Source organism: Pseudonocardia sp. MH-G8 (assembly GCF_002262885.1).
Taxonomy (GTDB): Bacteria; Actinomycetota; Actinomycetes; order Mycobacteriales; family Pseudonocardiaceae; genus Pseudonocardia.
On the sequence record NZ_NKYF01000030.1, the window covers coordinates 16,912 to 32,834 of the forward strand.

At 71.7% G+C, this 15,923-nt stretch carries 17 protein-coding genes; 6 read left to right on the plus strand and 11 right to left on the minus strand.

Translation table 11 applies throughout. The features are described from left to right. The first annotated feature begins 82 nt into the window (after positions 1-82). The 3 genes from CFP66_RS39135 to CFP66_RS39145 are packed head-to-tail and all read left to right on the plus strand — an operon-like array spanning position 83 to position 2,314. Positions 83-1,144: a class I SAM-dependent methyltransferase gene (locus CFP66_RS39135; RefSeq protein ID WP_094930424.1), complete on the plus strand. Its 1,062-nt coding sequence runs from the start codon at positions 83-85 to the stop codon at positions 1,142-1,144. A 4-nt stretch (positions 1,145-1,148) separates the two neighbouring features. Further along, positions 1,149-1,691, plus strand: coding sequence for a GNAT family N-acetyltransferase (locus CFP66_RS39140; RefSeq protein ID WP_094930425.1), 543 nt, complete (start codon positions 1,149-1,151; stop codon positions 1,689-1,691). Next, on the plus strand, positions 1,685-2,314 hold the full coding sequence (locus CFP66_RS39145) for a GNAT family N-acetyltransferase (RefSeq protein WP_094930426.1): 630 nt from the start codon (positions 1,685-1,687) through the stop codon (positions 2,312-2,314). Before CFP66_RS39140 ends, CFP66_RS39145 begins: the two co-directional genes overlap by 7 nt. Here the strand turns inward: CFP66_RS39145 and CFP66_RS39150 are convergent. Genes CFP66_RS39150 through CFP66_RS39160 form a run of 3 tightly spaced genes read right to left on the minus strand, consistent with a single transcriptional unit; the run spans position 2,214 to position 5,367 of the window. Further along, positions 2,214-3,389: an acyl-CoA dehydrogenase gene (locus tag CFP66_RS39150; RefSeq protein ID WP_094930427.1), complete on the minus strand. Its 1,176-nt coding sequence runs from the start codon at positions 3,387-3,389 to the stop codon at positions 2,214-2,216. The two genes, CFP66_RS39145 and CFP66_RS39150, sit on opposite strands and share 101 nt — an antisense overlap. A gap of 26 nt (positions 3,390-3,415) precedes the next feature. Further along, positions 3,416-4,414: an alpha/beta fold hydrolase gene (locus tag CFP66_RS39155; RefSeq protein WP_094930428.1), complete on the minus strand. Its 999-nt coding sequence runs from the start codon at positions 4,412-4,414 to the stop codon at positions 3,416-3,418. Beyond that, complete coding sequence (locus CFP66_RS39160) at positions 4,414-5,367, minus strand: VOC family protein (protein WP_094930429.1); 954 nt, start codon at positions 5,365-5,367, stop codon at positions 4,414-4,416. The genes CFP66_RS39155 and CFP66_RS39160 overlap by 1 nt, the downstream gene beginning before the upstream one ends. 243 nt (positions 5,368-5,610) lie before the next feature. Here CFP66_RS39160 and CFP66_RS39165 point away from each other — a divergent pair, with 243 nt between their 5' ends. Then, a complete protein-coding gene (locus CFP66_RS39165; protein WP_233160073.1) occupies positions 5,611-6,576 on the plus strand; it encodes a helix-turn-helix domain-containing protein in 966 nt (321 codons plus the stop codon). A 5-nt stretch (positions 6,577-6,581) separates the two neighbouring features. Here the strand turns inward: CFP66_RS39165 and CFP66_RS39170 are convergent, their stop codons facing one another. The 3 genes from CFP66_RS39170 to CFP66_RS39180 all read right to left on the minus strand — a co-directional run bounded on the left by CFP66_RS39170 (position 6,582) and on the right by CFP66_RS39180 (position 9,429). Then, complete coding sequence (locus tag CFP66_RS39170; protein ID WP_094930431.1) at positions 6,582-7,472, minus strand: NmrA/HSCARG family protein; 891 nt, start codon at positions 7,470-7,472, stop codon at positions 6,582-6,584. Positions 7,473-7,591: 119 nt separating this feature from the next. Then, positions 7,592-8,017: a MarR family winged helix-turn-helix transcriptional regulator gene (locus tag CFP66_RS39175; RefSeq protein WP_094930432.1), complete on the minus strand. Its 426-nt coding sequence runs from the start codon at positions 8,015-8,017 to the stop codon at positions 7,592-7,594. A 131-nt stretch (positions 8,018-8,148) separates the two neighbouring features. After that, positions 8,149-9,429, minus strand: a complete 1,281-nt coding sequence (locus CFP66_RS39180; RefSeq protein WP_198961980.1) for an MFS transporter — start codon at positions 9,427-9,429, stop codon at positions 8,149-8,151. Positions 9,430-9,592: 163 nt separating this feature from the next. Between CFP66_RS39180 and CFP66_RS39185 the strand changes: the two genes are divergently transcribed. Then, the gene (locus tag CFP66_RS39185) at positions 9,593-10,444 is read left to right on the plus strand and encodes an alpha/beta fold hydrolase (protein WP_233160084.1); all 852 of its coding nucleotides are present in this window, start codon (positions 9,593-9,595) and stop codon (positions 10,442-10,444) included. Between the two features lie 24 nt (positions 10,445-10,468). On the opposite strand, the gene CFP66_RS50060 is transcribed toward CFP66_RS39185, so the two are convergent. Together CFP66_RS50060 and CFP66_RS39190 are read right to left on the minus strand one after the other, a co-directional pair. Then, positions 10,469-10,603, minus strand: a complete 135-nt coding sequence (locus tag CFP66_RS50060; protein WP_255413929.1) for a hypothetical protein — start codon at positions 10,601-10,603, stop codon at positions 10,469-10,471. Positions 10,604-11,019: 416 nt separating this feature from the next. Then, positions 11,020-11,874: a helix-turn-helix domain-containing protein gene (locus CFP66_RS39190; protein WP_094930434.1), complete on the minus strand. Its 855-nt coding sequence runs from the start codon at positions 11,872-11,874 to the stop codon at positions 11,020-11,022. 35 nt (positions 11,875-11,909) lie between these two features. Between CFP66_RS39190 and CFP66_RS39195 the strand changes: the two genes are divergently transcribed. Continuing rightward, positions 11,910-12,725, plus strand: a complete 816-nt coding sequence (locus CFP66_RS39195; protein WP_094930435.1) for a phytanoyl-CoA dioxygenase family protein — start codon at positions 11,910-11,912, stop codon at positions 12,723-12,725. On the opposite strand, the gene CFP66_RS39200 is transcribed toward CFP66_RS39195, so the two are convergent. The 3 genes from CFP66_RS39200 to CFP66_RS39210 form a co-directional block, all read right to left on the minus strand. Further along, a complete protein-coding gene (locus CFP66_RS39200; protein WP_094930436.1) occupies positions 12,726-13,343 on the minus strand; it encodes a cytochrome b in 618 nt (205 codons plus the stop codon). Next, complete coding sequence (locus CFP66_RS39205) at positions 13,330-14,463, minus strand: catalase family peroxidase (RefSeq protein WP_094930437.1); 1,134 nt, start codon at positions 14,461-14,463, stop codon at positions 13,330-13,332. Before CFP66_RS39205 ends, CFP66_RS39200 begins: the two co-directional genes overlap by 14 nt. A gap of 148 nt (positions 14,464-14,611) precedes the next feature. Next, the gene (locus tag CFP66_RS39210) at positions 14,612-15,898 is read right to left on the minus strand and encodes a dicarboxylate/amino acid:cation symporter (RefSeq protein ID WP_094930438.1); all 1,287 of its coding nucleotides are present in this window, start codon (positions 15,896-15,898) and stop codon (positions 14,612-14,614) included. Positions 15,899-15,923 lie beyond the last annotated feature (25 nt).

Genomic DNA, 15,923 nt, shown 5'->3' on the forward strand with positions numbered 1-15,923 from the left:
TGCCGGGAGGTCCGGCCTCCCGGCGCGCGTCCCGACCTTCCGCAGTACCGGGTGCAGGCATCACCGCCGACCAAGGAGCGCCATGTCCACCCCCACGCTCGACGAGCGCCTCATCGAGGCGACCACCGGCACCCTGGAACTGTTCGGGGTCTACCTCGGCACCCGGCTCGGGCTCTACCGGGCCCTGACGCAGCGCGGCAGGCTCACCGCCGCCGAGCTCGCCGAGACCGCCGGCATCCACCCCCGCTACGCCCGGGAATGGCTCGAGCAGCAGGCCGTCGCGGGGCTGGTCGCCGTCGACGACCCCGCACGCCCCGCCGACACCCGGCGCTACCGGCTGCCCGCCGATCACGCAGGCGTCCTGGTCGACCCGGAGGACCCCGCGCACGTCGCCCCGTTCGCCGACATGGTCGTCGGCATCGCACGGGTCCTCGACCAGGTCCTCGCCGCCTACCGCGACGGCTCCGGCGTGGCATACGCCCACTACGGAGCCGACTTCCGCCGCGGCCAGGGCGGCATCAACCGGCCCGCTTTCCACATCGACCTGACGGGGAGTTGGCTCCCCGCCGCGGCGGACGTCCACACCCGGCTGACGCAGCCGGGCGTCCGCATCGCCGACGTCGGCTGCGGCCACGGTTGGTCGACGATCGCCATGGCCCGCGCCTACCCGGACGCCGAGGTGATCGGCTACGACACCGACGCCGCATCCGTCGCCGAGGCCGCCGAGCACGCGGAAGCCGCCGCTGTCCCGGCGCGGTTCGTGCAGGCCGACGCCGCGTCGCTGTCCGCAGACGGACCGTTCGACGCCGTCGTGATGCTGGAGGCGCTGCACGACATCGCGCGCCCGGTCGAGGCACTCGCGAGCTGCCGCAAAGCACTCGCCACCGACGGCACGATGATCGTCGTCGACGAGAACGTCGCACCACGCTTCACCGCACCCGGCGACCTCACCGAGCGGCTCATGTACGGCTGGAGCATCAGCCACTGCCTGCCCGCCGCGCTCGCCGAGCGGCCCTCCGCGGGGTTGGGCACCGTCCTGCGCGCCGACGCCGTCCGCGAACTGGCCACCACCGCCGGGTTCGGCTCGGTCGAGGTGGTCGACGTCGACGCCGGCTTCTTCCGCGTCTACCGGCTGGAGGGCTGAGCCCGTGGACGTCAGGCACGACGTCAGGCTGACGCGGGCGGCCACGTATGCCGACTGGGCCGGCGCCGCACAGCTGCTCGAGGAGTACCGGCGCTGGCTGCACGGCGCGATGGGTCTGGACCTCACCACCGCACAACGTGGCGCCGGCGACGAGTTCAGCGACCTGCCGAGCTTCTACCGGCCACCCGACGGCTTCTTGATCGTCGCGTGGGCCGGGGCCCGCCCGGTCGGCATGGTGGGCGTGCACCGGTACGCGGGCAGCATCGGCGAGCTCAAGCGGATGTACGCCAGTCCCACGGCCAGGGGGATGGGCGTCGGTCGGGCACTGGTGACCGAGGCCGTCTCCGCCGCGGCCGACCTGGGCTTCACCGAGATCTGGCTGCAGACCGAGCCGGACACCATGGCCGCCGCGCACCGGCTGTACCGGGAGGCCGGATTCGCCGACATACCGGCCTACCACGACCTCGGCGTCGCGGGAGTCGCCACTCTGGGGCTGCAACTCGTGCGATCGGGCGGCGTCGCCGAGGACCGGAGGGCGCCGTGTTGACGCACCGGATCGCGCACGAGCAGGACCTTCCGCGGCTCCGGCGGCTGGCCGACCTCGCGATCGATGCCCTCCAGCGCGACGTCCTCACCCCCGATCAGGTCGGGGCCAGCCGGGCGATCATGGGGATCGACAGCCGGCTCGTGGCCGACGGGACCTACTTCGTCGTCGAGCACGACGGCGTGCTCGCCGGCTGCGGTGGGTGGAGCCGGCGGCGCGCGACCTACGGCGGCGACCACAGCGCAGGTCGGGACCAGGCGCTGCTCGATCCGGACCGCGACCCCGCACGCATCCGCGCCATGTACGCCCATCCCGGCCATGTACGCCGAGGCGTCGGTCGATTCGTCCTGTCACTCGGCGAGGAAGCGGCGCGGTCCGCGGGCTTCCACGACCTGGAACTGCTGGCCACCCTGGCGGGCCTTCCCCTCTACCGCTCCTACGGCTTCACGCCGTTCGAGGACGTCGTCGAGGAGGTCGCCGGAACCCGCATCCCGCTGGTCCGGATGCGCAAGACCATCGGGGACGTCACTGCTGCTCCTGCAGGTCCAGGAACGCCCAGCGCGCGTTCGGGGCCAGCCCGGAGAGCCACTTGCCGCAGTTCTGCAGCACCACGGGGCCCGAGGTGATGTGCTGGGTGCCGGCGTGCAGGTCGCGGAAGAACCGCTGCAGGTCGCCGCGGCGCAGCGCCGCCGTGGCGGCCCACTTGTAGACGGTCTGGCCGACCTCGTGCACCGACCACGTGGTGGTGTTCAGCATCAGCCGGGTCAGCGTCTCCTGCTCGGTGCTGAGCAGGTCACCCGCGTCGAGGGTGGCCTCGTTGTCCGCCCACACCTCCATCGCCCACGCCCGCGCGGTGCGCAGCGTCGCCTCCGCCTGCGCGTACTCGGCGTAGAACTGGCCGGTGTCGACGGACGCGCCCGGCGTGCCCGTCTTCTTCGCGGCGAGGACCTTCATCTCGTCGAGCATCCGGCGCCCGACGCCGAGCGCCCAGCCGGTGTGGCAGATCCCGGACATGTTCGCCAGGCCCATCCGGTAGATCGCGCCGCCGTTGCGGGCGTCCATCGTGGTGACCTCGTAGACGTGGGTGTCCGGGACGAACAGGTCCTCGCAGATGTAGTCGATGCTGCTGGTGGCCCGCAGCCCCATCACGTCCCAGTTGTCGACCAGCCTGGCCTGCTCCTTGGGGAACGTGAACACCAGCGCCTGCCCCGTCTGTTCGCAGAGCGCGGCGGTGTGGATGTGGCTGGCGTGCGCGATCCCGGACGCGAAGCTCCAGTGCCCGCTGATCCGGTAGCCGCCCTCGGCCCGCACGGCCTTCCCGAGCCGGGTGCCCTGGCCCGCGATCAGCGCGTAGCGGCCACCGTCGACGTCGGGGAACAGGTCGCGGGCGCCGTCGGCGCCCAGGTAGGCACCCGTGGTCCCGGTGACCATCTGCAGGGCCATGAACGACCAGCCCGCGGACGCGTCGGCATAGGACACCTTCGCGATCGTCTCGATCACCTGGCGCGGCGAGAACTCGTAGCCGCCGAGGTCGTGCGGTATGCCGATCTTGAACGCGCCGGTGTCGTGGAGGGCCTGGGCCACCTCATCGGTGAGCCTGCCGAGCTCCTCCCCCTTCTCGGCGTTCGACGCGATCACCTCGGTGGCCTCGTCGAGCCGCTGCTGGACGATCTCGTACCGGTCGCTGACGTGGAGCGCCATCGCTCGACTCCTCCATGCTGGGCTGGCTAGGAGATCCGGGACCGGATCCAGGAGATGACGGGCCGGACGGCCTCGTCGGAGTTGGCCTCGAGGATCAGGGCATGACCGTTGCCCGTGACTCCGTGGTCGGGCAGGTGCAGGTGCTCGGCCCGCGCCCCGGCCGCGGTCAGGAACTCGACGACCTGCGGCGCGAACCCGGTGAAGGCCGAGACTCCCCCGGTGACGATGGCCACCGGCGTGGCGGTGAGGCCCGGGATGCGCCGGTCGGCCGGGTCGGCGTGCTCGACGTCCTCGGGCCGCTCCCAGGCGGGCGCGTAGCCGATCGGCGCCGCCGTGAGGCCCCAGCGCAGCGCGCCGATCCCGGGGAAATCGGCGAAGGCGGGCCCGATGGGCTCGATCGCCGCGATCGCCACGACGGCGTCGGGCCGGGCGTCGGCCGCGAGCCACCCCGCGGGGCCACCGGCGGAGTGCGTCACGAGCACGGCGGGCCCGGTGAGGTCGAGCAGGCGGGCGAGCCGGTCGGCGTCCATCCGCTGCGACTCGGCGAGGTCCGCGGGCATCGGCCCCATCGAGGCCACCAGCTGGTCGAGGTCGTCGCTGCCGATCCCCCGCTCGTACGTCCACGCCGTCTGCGCCTCCCGCACGTCGTCGGGCAGGAACAGGCCCTGGGCCGCCTCGTACGGGAAGGGCGCGCCCATCGGCCCGAGGACGTCCGGGTGGTACGGCGAGCGGCCGTGCCCGGGCCGGTCGACCACGTACACCGCGAACCCGGCCTCGACGAAGCGGGTGGCCCATCCGGGGCGCCCGTCCGGCGTGCCGGTCCAGTCGGTGCCCTGCCCACCGCCGCCGTGCACGAGCACGAGCGGGTACGGGTGGGCGACCTCGACGGGCGCCTCCCACTGCACGAACATCGGGGCGCGTTGCACCGTGCCGCCCGCGGTCGGCACCCGCTCCCCGGGGATCCAGAAGTGGCCGCGTCGGAGCGTGGTCGCCGGCCCGCCCGCCTCGTGCGGTGCGGTGGCCATCAGAGGTTGATCGGCTCGAGTCGGCCGAGGATCTCCTCGCGCCGGTGCTCGAACTGCTCGGGCAGCTGGAACCGCGTGCCGAGCTCGTGGGGCGACTCGTCGCAGGTCCAGCCGCCGTCCGCGTGGGTGACGGCGAGCTCGAACAGCGCGCCGCTGGGCGTGCGCACGTACACGCTCTTGAAGTACTTGCGGTCCTTCAGCTCCGAGATGTCGGTGTAGCCGCGTCCCTCGATCTCGAACTTCACCTCGTCCTGGTTCTCCAGCGTGGCCACGTTCCAGGCGAAGTGGTGGTACGTGCCCGCCCCGTAGCTCCAGGTGCCCTGGTCGTCGCGGCGGTTGACGGTGATCTCGAGGTGGTTGCCGACCTTCTGGTTGCCGATCTGCAGCCCGACCCGGTCGCCCTCCTCGGCGAGACCGGCGCGGGAGAAGAAGCTCTCCTCGGCGAACTCCACCATCCGCTCCGGCGTCGACACGTGCACCCCGACCCCGTGGATCCCGTGGACGGCGTGCTCCGGCGGCACCCCGTTGCCCGCGTGGCCGACGCGCTCGTCGCCCTCGGCGCCGACGAACCGGTACTCGATCCCCGAGGGATGGCGGAAGGCCAGCCTGCGCTGCCCGAACACCTCGACGTCCTCGACCTCGACGTCGTGCTCGGTCAGCCGGGTGCTCCAGAAGTCCATCGCCGTGTGCGGTACCGCCAGCAGCACCTCACGGGCCTGGTTGGTGCCTCGCTTGCCGTAGAAGCCCGCCTGCGCCCACGGGAACGTGGTCACCACGCTCGACGGGTCGCCGTTCGCGTTCGAGTAGTACAGGTGGTAGATCGGCAACGAGCCGTCGAACAGCACGGTGCGCTTGATGAAGCGCATGCCCAGGATCCCGACGTGGAAGTCGACGTCCTCCTGCGCACCGGCCACCGACAGCGTCACGTGGTGGGAACCTTCGACGTAGGGCATCTGCACTCCTCCGCGGTGAGGATCGCGCTGGTCGGCGATGCCTCGCAGGCTAAGGACGGCTCCCGCACCCGTCATGACGCCTGGGCGCACGGTCCTGTCGCACGCGTGCACAGCTGCGGCCGCGCCCGTCCTGTGTCGCAACGCACACGGCGGTTGTGGCACACCCCACACGCTCGTAGCGTCCGGCCTGCGGGCACCGCCCGCAGCAGCTCGGACGTGACTGGACTGCGCACGGAGATGACGATGACGTCGCTGGCTGAGCACCTGGGCTCCGGAGGGTTGCCGGACGCGAAGGTGGAGTTCGGCTCGTGGCAGGACGCCGTGCGCCGCGACGTACTGCCGTTCCGGTTCGAGTGCGAGCGGCCCCGCGCGTTCGCCGGCGCGATCAGCACGCGTACCGCTGCCGGGGTCAGCTTCATCGAGATGGCCTGCGACAAGCACGCCGCCTACCGCGACCGCACCACCATCTCGCGAACCGGCCCCGCCTACTACGTGCTGACCCTGCAGCTGTCCGGCGGGGTGCGCCTCTCGCAGGACGGCCGGGTGGCCGTGCTGAGGCCCGGCACGTTCGCGCTCTACGACTCCGCCGAGCCTGCGACGATCACCTCGACCGACGGCTACCGCTCCATGTGCCTGCGCTTCCCCAAGGCGCTGCTCGCCGACACCCCCGCGGACGCGCTGGCCGAACGCACGGCCACCGCCTTCGACGCCGACACCGGCTTCCCGTCCGCGGTGTGGGAGATGGTGCTCGGCGTCAACCGCCACCTCGGCTCCCTGGGCAGCAACCGCGGGCCTGCGGTCACCGGTGTGATGGACCTGGTGGCGGTGATGCTGCGAACCCAGCTCGGGACCCCGCAGGTCGGCCGGCCCGCCGAGCGCGCCGCCGCGCTGGACCGGATCCGTGCCCACATCGACGCCCACCTGGCGGACCCGTGGCTGAACCCGACCGGGATCGCGCGAGCCCACTACGTCTCGCCCCGCCACCTGCACGGCCTGTTCGCAGCCACCGGCTCCACGGTGGCGTCGTGGATCAGGGCGCGGCGGATCGCGCGCTGCCGTCGCGACCTCGCCGACCCGCAGCTCGCGCACGTCCCGGTCGCGACCATCGCCGCCCGGTGGGGATTCACCAGCGCCTCCCACTTCGGCCAGGTGTTCAAGCGGGAGACGGGGCAGACCCCCGCCGAGTTCCGGCGGGAAGCGCTGGCCTAGGAGTATCAGGAACGGACCCGGTCCGCGGGCGCGGTCCAGCCGGTGGAGCGGATCCACTCGGCCAGGTCCCAGGTGGTCGGCTCGATCGCCTTCACCGCTGCGAGGTCTGACGGGTGTTCGGACGCCTTGGCGAACTCGCGGAACATCGCCTTGTCGAGGTCGTTGCCCAGGACGCTCAGTGGCAGGGCCTCGTAGCGTGACGGTAGCCCGGCGCGCGCGCCGAACGCGGCGGCGATCTGGGGGCCCGTCGGCTCGTCGCCGATGACCTCGATGGCGCCGCCGGGCACGTCCGCGGTGTCGAGCAGGATCGCGGCGGCGACCTGGCCGATGTCCTTGATCGAGATCATCTTCAGGACGATGTCGTTCGGCAGCGGCATCCTCACCACGATCGTTCCGCCCTCCAGGCTCGGCGCCATCACGGTCGCGAAGTTCTCCATGAAGGCGGCCGGGCGAACCATCGTGGCCCTCAGGCCGGAAAGCTTCAGGTACTCCTCGATCCGGTGCTTCGAGTCGTGGTGCGGCACGCCCGTTTCGCGATCCGCTCCGAAGACCGAGTTGAACACGACGTGTGGCACGCGCGCTGCGGCCGCCGCGTCGACGAGGGCGGTGCCCACTCGGACCTCCTCCTCGATCTCCTCGAGGCTGTTCGCCTCCGGGGTCATGAAGTAGAACGCGTCGACCGCCTCCAGCGCGGCGACCGTTGACGCCGGGTCGTCGATCCGGACGGTCGCCAGCTCGACGCCTCGGGCGGCCAGCGCCTGCGCTCGATCGGACGTGGGGGTGCGGACGAGGGCCCGCACCCGCGCTCCTCGGGCCAGGAGCGCGTCGACGACCGCCCCGCCCTGCTGTCCCGTCGCACCGAAGACCGCGATCGCACCGTTTTCCCGCGTGACCATGTCGTCACCTCTCGCTAGGGCATGACATGAACCCTGACTGGTTCATGCCATGAACTATACTAGTTCATGGCATGAACTGACGCGGGGCATGAGGGTGCCTGGGAGGACTGCGCGGTACGTCAGGACGAGGTGGACGCCGAGACGCCCGACACGTCCACGATGGCGGTGGCCAGGCGTTCGAGGTCGCGCTGGTCGTCGGCGTCGAGGTTCTCCGCGACGTCGGGCAGGCGCTTGATGGTCTCGGCGAACACCGCCTCGGCGAGCACCTTCCCCGTGGGCGTCACGCTGAGCATGATGACCCGCCGGTCCTGCTCTGAACTCGCTCGGCTGACCAGGTGGCGCCGCTCGGTGCGATCGACGAGCTGGCTCAGCGCGTTCTTGGTCATGCCGAGCGCGGCGGCGAGGTACGCCATCTGCCGCGGCTCGTCCTTGATCGCGCACAGCAGCGTGGCCTGTAAGGAAGTCAGGTCGTACTCGGCGCAGATCTGCGCGTACCTCCGCTGGATCAGGACCGAGAGCCAGAAGAGCTTGTCGCCGTAGTCCACGGCCGCCGCCCCTCGTCTTGTGCCGGACAACCAGTGTACCGACGCCGACAGGCCTGCCCGACCGTCCAGCTGCCGGTGCAATCCACTACAACGATCTACGGCTGGAGTACCAGGGCGGACGCTGTCGGGTGTCACCGCGTCCGGCGGCGCACGACCGGGACGAGGAGCACCAGCGCCGCCAGCTGGACGCCGAACACGCCGACGGCCAGCGCGGGCCGGGACACCTCGTAGATCGCGCCGGCCGCGATCCCGCCGATCAGCGCGCCCGCGCCCTGCACGCTGGCGAAGATCCCGTAGGCGGTGGCCCGGCGTTCCCGCGGGACGAGGTCGGCGACCAGCGCCTTGACGGTGGAGTCCTGCACCCCCACCGCGGCCCCCCACAACAACACCCCGACCACCACCGCGGCGAGCGCGTCGCGGAAGGCGAGCGCCGGGACCGCGGCGACCAGCAGCGGCAGCGCGAGCAGGACCTTCGGGCCGATCCGGTCGTAGGCCTCGCCGGTAGCCAGCGCGGCGAGAGCCCCCGCGGCCATGGCGCCGGCGTAGAGCAGCGGGACGCCCGCGGTCGGCATGAGGTCGTGCTCGACGAGGTGGAAGCCGATCAACCCGAAGGTGACCAGGCCCGCGGTGCAGAACGCGGCGCCGACGGCGAACCGGAGGAACGGCGCGGGCAGCCCCGGCCGCAACAGGTGCCACAGCCCGCCGCCCACGCCATCACGACGTCGGTCGGCACCTCCCGGTGGCGGCCCGGCCCCGGAATCGGCACCGGCCGGCTGGGGCATCCGCCTCCGTGTCAGCCCCAGGAGAACCAAGGCCACGACACCGGGCACGGCCAACGCGGCCAGCGCGGGCCAGAGCGCCCCCGCCGCGGCGGCGATCAGGGCGGCGACGAGCAGGGGACCCGCGAACGCCCCGATCTGGTCCAGGGCCTTGTGCACGCCCAGCCCGCGGCCCATCCCGACCTGACCCGCGGCGTCCGCGAGCAAGGTGGACTTGGCCGGACTCCGCACCGCCTTCCCCATCCGTTCGGCGAGGATCAGCCCGGCGGCCACGGCGAGGCCGGCCGCCCCGAGGAACGGAGTGACCGCGAGCAGCGGAACGCACACGGCGGTCAGCGCGTAGCCCGCGATCGTCAACGTCCAGTAGCGACGGGTCCGGTCGGCCAGCGGCCCGGACACCACCCGCAGGATCAGCGCAGCGGCCTCTCCCGCACCCGTGACCGCGCCGACGATGAGCGCAGAGGCCCCCAACGAGCCCAGGAGCGGCCCGTACACGGCACGGGCTCCCTCGTAGACCATGTCCGCAGCCAGGCTCACGACACCGAAACCGACGACGACGTGCCACGGCGACCACGCCCTCGGCGCGGCGGGATCGGGGGTTCCAGCTCCGGGAGCGGCCAGGTGATCGGACACCAGCGGGGCTCCTCTGGGGTTTCGCGGACGGGCGGCGGGTGCGGCCGGCCCACTATCCCCGTCCGGCGTGCGTCACGCCACGTCCGTGACGCTCGCTCGGTGGCGCGGTCGCCCGGGCGGGGCGAGGGCCTGCGGCCTGCGTGTCTAGGCTCCGTCGGTGCTGATGCCCGAGGAGATCACGGTGGGGCCCGCGGGGCTGGGCGCGCGCATCTGGCGCGGCGGCGCCGGCCGGCCGGTGCTGCTGGTGCACGGTCTGTCGTCCAACGCGCGGATGTGGGACGGCGTCGCCGCGCGCCTCGCCGAGAGCGGCCATCCCGTGGTGGCGGTCGACCTGCGCGGTCACGGCGCCTCCGAGGACGTCCCGGGATCCGGTGGCGACGACCTCGACGCCGCGCCGACCGACCCCACGCGCTCGGCCGCCGAGGACCTCGCCGCGGTCTGCGCGGACCTCGGGTGGGCCGCGCCCGTCGTCGCGGGGCACGCATGGGGCGGCAACATCGCGCTCCAGCTCGCCGTCGACCGGCCCGGACTCGTGCACGGGCTCGCGCTCGTCGACGGGGGCTGGTTGCACCTCGGAGACCAGTTCCCCGACCTCGACGCGGCGTGGTCGGTACTGGCGCCGCCGCGGTTCGAGGGCGTGGCCGAGCCGGCGGTACGCGCCAGCCTGCGCGCCGGCCACCCGGAGTGGTCGCACGGCGCGATCGAGGGGGCGCTGGGCAACCTCCGTGAGCGCGCCGACGGCAGCATGACGCCCCGCCTGGAGCGCGAACAGCACCGCGCGATCATCGGCAGCATGCTCCGGCACCGGCCGCGCACGCTCTACCCGCGGGTGCGGTGCCGGGTGCTGCTGCTCGCGGCCACCGGCGACGCCACCCCCGTACGCAAGCGCGAGCTGCTCACCGAAGCCGCCTCGGCGCTGGCGAACGCCGAGATCGTGGAGTTCCACGGCGGCGACCACGATCTCCACGCGCACCGGCCGGTGCGCGTGGCGGAGCAGATCGCCTCGCTGGCGTGATCGACGATCGCGTCGACGCGCGGATCACGTCGGGGCGAGGCCTTCCAGGACGTCGACACCCTGTCTGAGGCCGGCCTCGGCGCGGACCATCTCGCCGATCCGGGCGGCCTGCCGCCGGTACCCCTGGTTGCGGACGACGTCGCCGAGGCGGGCGGTCAACCCGGCGGCGAGCTTCCTGGCGGGCAGTGGTTCAGGTACCGCGCCGACGGCGTATCCGGTGGGTCACCCTCCGGCCCTCCGGCCCTCCGGCCATCCGGCCGCCCGGGTGAGCGGGTGGTGCGGAGAGGGCTTCGGGAAGGACGGCCGTGCCGCAGGATCGATCAGTGCCTGCGGTCGCAGAGACGCGCCGATGCGGTTCCGGCACCGCAGCCGCAGATCATCTCGACCGACCGCCCGAGCAACCGGCGCCAGGCGGGGCGACCGGTGCGGGCGCCGTGATCGCCAGTTGCCCGCCCGCGGGACCGACCTGCGGAGGGTGATCACCCGCCCACGCCTCGGAGCTGCGGTGATCCTGGCCGGCGCTTCCGGCCCCGCCACGGCACCCGTCGCGCAGATCACGAAGTCCGGCTGCAGTACTAGTTCGCCTGATCGCGGTTGCGATAGGCCGTGGGGCTCTGCCCGGCGAACCGCGCGAAGCGCTGCGAGAAGTACAGCGGGTCGGACCACCCCACCTCCCGGGCGATGACCGCCACCGGGCGCCGGGTGAGGTCGAGCAGTTGCTTCGCCCTGATCAGGCGCTGCTGCTCGACGTAGCGCTGCGGGCTCGTGCCCAGGTGCTCCCGGAACAGGCGGGTGAGCCGCGAGGTCGACAGGTGCACCACCTCCGCCAGGCGGGCCACGTCGAGCGGCTCGGGCAGGTGCGCGTCGACGTGGTCGAGCACCCGCAGCACCCGCTCGTCGGTGCGGGCGCCCAGGCCGTTCTGCGTGTCGCACCACAGCAGCGCCTCCTCCAGCGCGTTCACGGCGAACAGCTCGGCGCGGGCGAGCCCACCCCGTCCGGCTCTGGCGCAACGGTGCAGCGCCGCGACGATCCGTCGGTGCACCTCGCCGTCGGCGGTGACGCGGCCGACCCCGGGCAGCGGCTGTGGCCAGCCCAGGAGCGGCAGCCACTCCGGTCGCGGGTGGAAATGGGAGAACACGATCTCCCATCCGGGGCTGCCCGGTGCGGTGGCGTAGTCGTGCAGCGACCGCGGCCGCAGGAGCACCGCGTCGCCGGGGCCGACCCGCATCGCGCCACCGTCCGCACCCTCGAACCGCCCCGCCCCCGACACCGTGTGGATGAGCAGCCAGTCGGTCGTCCCCCGACGCCGGAAGGTGGCGTACTCCGGACCCTCGTCGAGGTGCCCACCCAGCACCCGGGTGACGACCGGGACGAATCCGGTGGCCCGGTCGGCGCCCGGATCTTCCATGTTGTGGACCAGTCCTTCCATGGTGGCAGCGCCTCGCGACGACGAGCCTGGATCGTATGTCTGATGCCGCACTCGCCCCGTCCACCGACGTCGCCGCCACCTACGCCCGCCACGGGGTCGTGCTCGTGCGCTCGCTGCTCGACGCCGCCGAGGTGACCGAGATCCGCGAGGCGTTCACCGAACAGGTCGAGCGGGACCGCTCGATCGGCCACGACGACGGCGTGCCCGCCGACGACGTGCTCGCCCGCTATCCCCGCATCGTCCACCCGCACCGCCGCACCGATCTCCCCGTCGGTCGGCTCGCCCGCCGGTGGATGCTCGATCCGCGGATCACCGGCCGGGTGGCCGACATGATCGGCCCGCCGCTGGCCGCCCAGTCGATGTTCTACTTCAAGCCGCCCACCGCGCGGGGGCAGGCCCTGCACCAGGACAACCTGTTCCTCCAGGCCCACCCGGAGACCTGCCTCGCGGCCTGGATCGCCGTCGACGACTGCGACGCGGCCAACGGCGGCTTGCAGGTCGTTCCCGGCTCGCACCGCTACGAGATCGTCTGCCCCGGCGCGGCCGACCCGACGGAGTCGTTCACCACGGCCGCGATCACCGCCCCCGACGAGCTGCCCGCGGTGCAGACCGAGATGCGGGCGGGCGACGTGCTCTTCTTCCACGGCAGCACCGCACACGGCTCGGGCCCGAACCGCACGACCGACCGGTTCCGGCGTTCGCTGATCTTCCACTACGTGCCGCAGTCGAGCGTCGAGATCGCCCGCTTCTACAACCCCCTGCTCACCCCCGCAGGTGACGAGGTCGACGTCGCGGTCGCGGACGGCGGAGGGGCGTGCGGCGAGGGCTGGACGCCGGCGGGCCCGCACTGATCACCCGCCCCGCCTCTCGAGTGGCGGGACGGCGCGGGCGGCGTCGGGCGCCGGCTCCTGCACAGCCCGCGCGGGGCGCCAGAAGGCCATCCGGTCGAGAACCCCGTCGCGCAGGATCATGGAGTGGAAGAGCACTCCGCACAGGTGTGCGACGAACACGAGGAACAGCAGGTAGGCGAGGACGGTGTGGGCGTCGCGCAGCACGGCGTACACCGTCGTGCTGTGCGGGGCGATCGCCGGCAGGCGCACCCCGTCGAACAACACGATCGGTGTGCCGGCTGCGGACAGGAGCGCCCACCCGACCAGGGGCTGCGCGAAGAGCAGGGCGTAGAACAGGTACTCCGACGCCGTCGCCGCCAGCCGGTCCCACGGATGCATGGTGGGCGGGTGCGGGGGCGGGCGGTGGAAGAGCCGGTAGCCGAACCGCACGACCACGAAGACGAGGATCGCCGTTCCGAGCGGCCGGTGGATCGCCAGCAAGAGATCGCGGTGCGACACCGAGGTCACCATGATCACGCCGATGAAGATCATCGCAAGCGTCATCACCGCCATGATCCAATGCATCAGGCGCGCGAACACCGTGAACCGTTCGCCGTTCGTCGGCCTAGCGGAGTCCATCGTTGACGCTCCTGACATCGACCGCGCTCGGCCGGCTCGGCTCACCGGCTCGCCTGTTGAACGACGCGGCGTAAGCCGCGGAGCGGGCGCTGAGCAACGGGTCGTCGGAAGGGGCGATGCCTTCCGGCAGTACCAGCGGATCGAAGTTGACGTCCCTCGCGTTGCCCGCGGCTTCGGTCTGGACCGCATCGATGGTCAGCGTGCCCGCGGTGATCGTCCGACGGCTCGGCGGCCACGCCACGGTGGCATCGTCGGTCGGATCGCCCGCCTCACCCACCGTGAGCAGCAACTCCCACTGCAGCCGACCGTGCGCGATCCGAGCGATGACCTCGTCGAAAAGGTGGTCCCGGCCGGGCGGGTGGTCCGCGCTCGCGGGACGAACCTGTTGTTTCGGGCGCACCAGCCAGCGCACCGGGACGGTCGAGCCTGCCGCGTTGGTGAACCAGAACGCATTCAGGCCGTGGAAGGTACTGTTGTCGAAGCCCGATGTGGGCGGGGTGCGCTTGACGATCGCCATCGCGCGCGCGGTTTCGGGGAACTCGGCGAGGAACGCCGCCATCGCCGCCGGGTCCGGTTTGCCCGTGGCCGGCACGGGTGCGGTGGCGCGGATCCCGGCGAAGAACCCTTCCGGTGTCCGGTGGAGGAAGACCGGCGTGTTGACCATCGCGGTACGCCACTGTTCGCCGTTCGGTAGGTGGAACAGCAGGCCGAGCCCCCGGACCGTGGCGGCCGCATCAGCGGCGTCGGGCACGCCGCCGGACAGGGAGAAACGGGCGGTCACCGGTGTGCTTCCCGGCCGGAAGACCGCAGCCTGCGACACCTCGACGCCTGCCCCGTTGCTGGTGAAGACCCCGGAGGCGCTGACTCCCTTGGCGTGGTTGCGACGGAACCCGCTGTGTCGTCCGTTCACCCGCTCGAAGCGGTCGGCGAAACTGGCCGGTGTGAGGGTTTCCGGACCGATCCGACCTCCGGCGTACAGAAATCCCCCCACCGACGCGGCACCGAGACCACCGATCGCGGCGAGCCGGCCCAGCACGGCCCGACGATTCAAGGCAGAGCCGAACGGACCGGGCGACCCGCGATTTCCTGGGTTGACCTCGGCGTCGCCTTGCGATTCCATCAATCACACCTTTCCAGAGCTGACCGGGATACGTCATATTTCTCGACTTCAAGATATCGGAGCCGGCCGAACCGACGCCAGCTGTCGACCAACCTGTTCTGCGGATCGTAACAACATGGCTTCAGCCATTCCGCGAGCTGCCGGGCGCCTATGCATCGGCAGTGGAGCGGCGGAACATCCCTTCCCACTTGGCGATCGCGACCGTGGCCAGCGAGTTGCCGGCCACGTTCAGGGCGGTGCGGGCCATGTCGACCACGAAGTCGACGGCCAGCAGGATCGCGACACCTTCGGCGGGAAGCCCGACGGCTGCCGAGGCGGAGAAGAGCACCACGATGGACGCCGACGGCACGCCCGCGATGCCCTTGGTGAGCAGGATCAGGACCAGCAGGATGCTCAGCAGCCGGGGCAGTGTCAGCTCCACGCCGTAGGCGTGGGCGATGAAGACGACGGCCAACGCCTCGTACATCGTGGCCCCGTCGGCGTTGAACGAGTAGCCGATCGGCAGCGTGAAGGACGGTACCTTACGGTCGACACCGAAGCCGTCCAGCCGCTTGATCAGCGGGGCGAGCACGACCTCGGAGCTCCGCGTGACGAACGCGAGCAGGATGAGGTCACCGACCGCCCGCAGCATCGCGAAGTACGGGATCCGGAAGATCAGCGCGATGGTCGGGAAGACGACCAGCAACGTCACCAGGACGGCGCCGTAGAACACCGCGACGAACAGCGCCAGCTTCGCGACGAGATCCCATCCGTAGTGCGCGGTGTTGTAGGCCACGAACGCCACGACAGCCAACGGCACGAGTCGCACGACCCAGCCGATCAGCGTGAACATGGCGTCGGCGACCCCCTCCAATGTGTTGATCAGCGTCGTCGCCTTTTCCCCGATCTGCATGAGCGCCAGACCGAAGAGCACCGCGAAGAAGAGAATCGCCAGCAGGTTCCCCTCGGAGAGCGCGGCGAACAGATTGTCCGGGATGATCCCGAGGAACAGCGTCGGCAGATCCACCGACTTCTGGATGCTCCCCGCGTCCGCGGGGGTGAGCGAACCGAGGTCCGCCCCCTTCCCCAGCCCGGTGAGGAACGCGACGGCGAGGGTGAGTACGAGGATCACCGTCGTGACGACCTCGAAGTACAACAGGGTCTTCCCCGCCAGCCGCCCGAAGGACTTCGCCGACTTCACGCGCGCGATCGCCAGCACGATCAGCGGGAAGATCAGCGGGATGATGCTCATCTCGATCAACCTGATGAACGCGTCACCGACCACCTTCAGGTGTTCGCTGAACGACGGCGCGCTGAAACCCAGGACGCCCCCGACGACCAACCCCACGAGTACCTGCACACCCAGGGGCGGCATGCCGCGCCGCCGACGGCGTCGATCGACGCCCTCGTCGACGTCCGCATCCCGCGCCGTTGCGGTCAGTTCCGTTTCCGGCATACCTCATCCGTCCTTCCCAGCACAT

What these genes read in the sequence shown, in the direction of transcription:
- CFP66_RS39135 (WP_094930424.1), top strand. Translation starts at nt 83, where the DNA reads ATGTCCACCCCCACGCTCGACGAGCGCCTCATCGAGGCGACCACCGGC.
- CFP66_RS39150 (WP_094930427.1), bottom strand. Translation starts at nt 3,389, where the DNA reads ATGGCGCTCCACGTCAGCGACCGGTACGAGATCGTCCAGCAGCGGCTC.
- CFP66_RS39155 (WP_094930428.1), bottom strand. Translation starts at nt 4,414, where the DNA reads ATGGCCACCGCACCGCACGAGGCGGGCGGGCCGGCGACCACGCTCCGA.
- CFP66_RS39160 (WP_094930429.1), bottom strand. Translation starts at nt 5,367, where the DNA reads ATGCCCTACGTCGAAGGTTCCCACCACGTGACGCTGTCGGTGGCCGGT.
- CFP66_RS39165 (WP_233160073.1), top strand. Translation starts at nt 5,611, where the DNA reads ATGACGTCGCTGGCTGAGCACCTGGGCTCCGGAGGGTTGCCGGACGCG.
- CFP66_RS39170 (WP_094930431.1), bottom strand. Translation starts at nt 7,472, where the DNA reads ATGGTCACGCGGGAAAACGGTGCGATCGCGGTCTTCGGTGCGACGGGA.
- CFP66_RS39185 (WP_233160084.1), top strand. Translation starts at nt 9,593, where the DNA reads ATGCCCGAGGAGATCACGGTGGGGCCCGCGGGGCTGGGCGCGCGCATC.
- CFP66_RS39190 (WP_094930434.1), bottom strand. Translation starts at nt 11,874, where the DNA reads ATGGAAGGACTGGTCCACAACATGGAAGATCCGGGCGCCGACCGGGCC.
- CFP66_RS39195 (WP_094930435.1), top strand. Translation starts at nt 11,910, where the DNA reads ATGTCTGATGCCGCACTCGCCCCGTCCACCGACGTCGCCGCCACCTAC.
- CFP66_RS39200 (WP_094930436.1), bottom strand. Translation starts at nt 13,343, where the DNA reads ATGGACTCCGCTAGGCCGACGAACGGCGAACGGTTCACGGTGTTCGCG.
- CFP66_RS39205 (WP_094930437.1), bottom strand. Translation starts at nt 14,463, where the DNA reads ATGGAATCGCAAGGCGACGCCGAGGTCAACCCAGGAAATCGCGGGTCG.
- CFP66_RS39210 (WP_094930438.1), bottom strand. Translation starts at nt 15,898, where the DNA reads ATGCCGGAAACGGAACTGACCGCAACGGCGCGGGATGCGGACGTCGAC.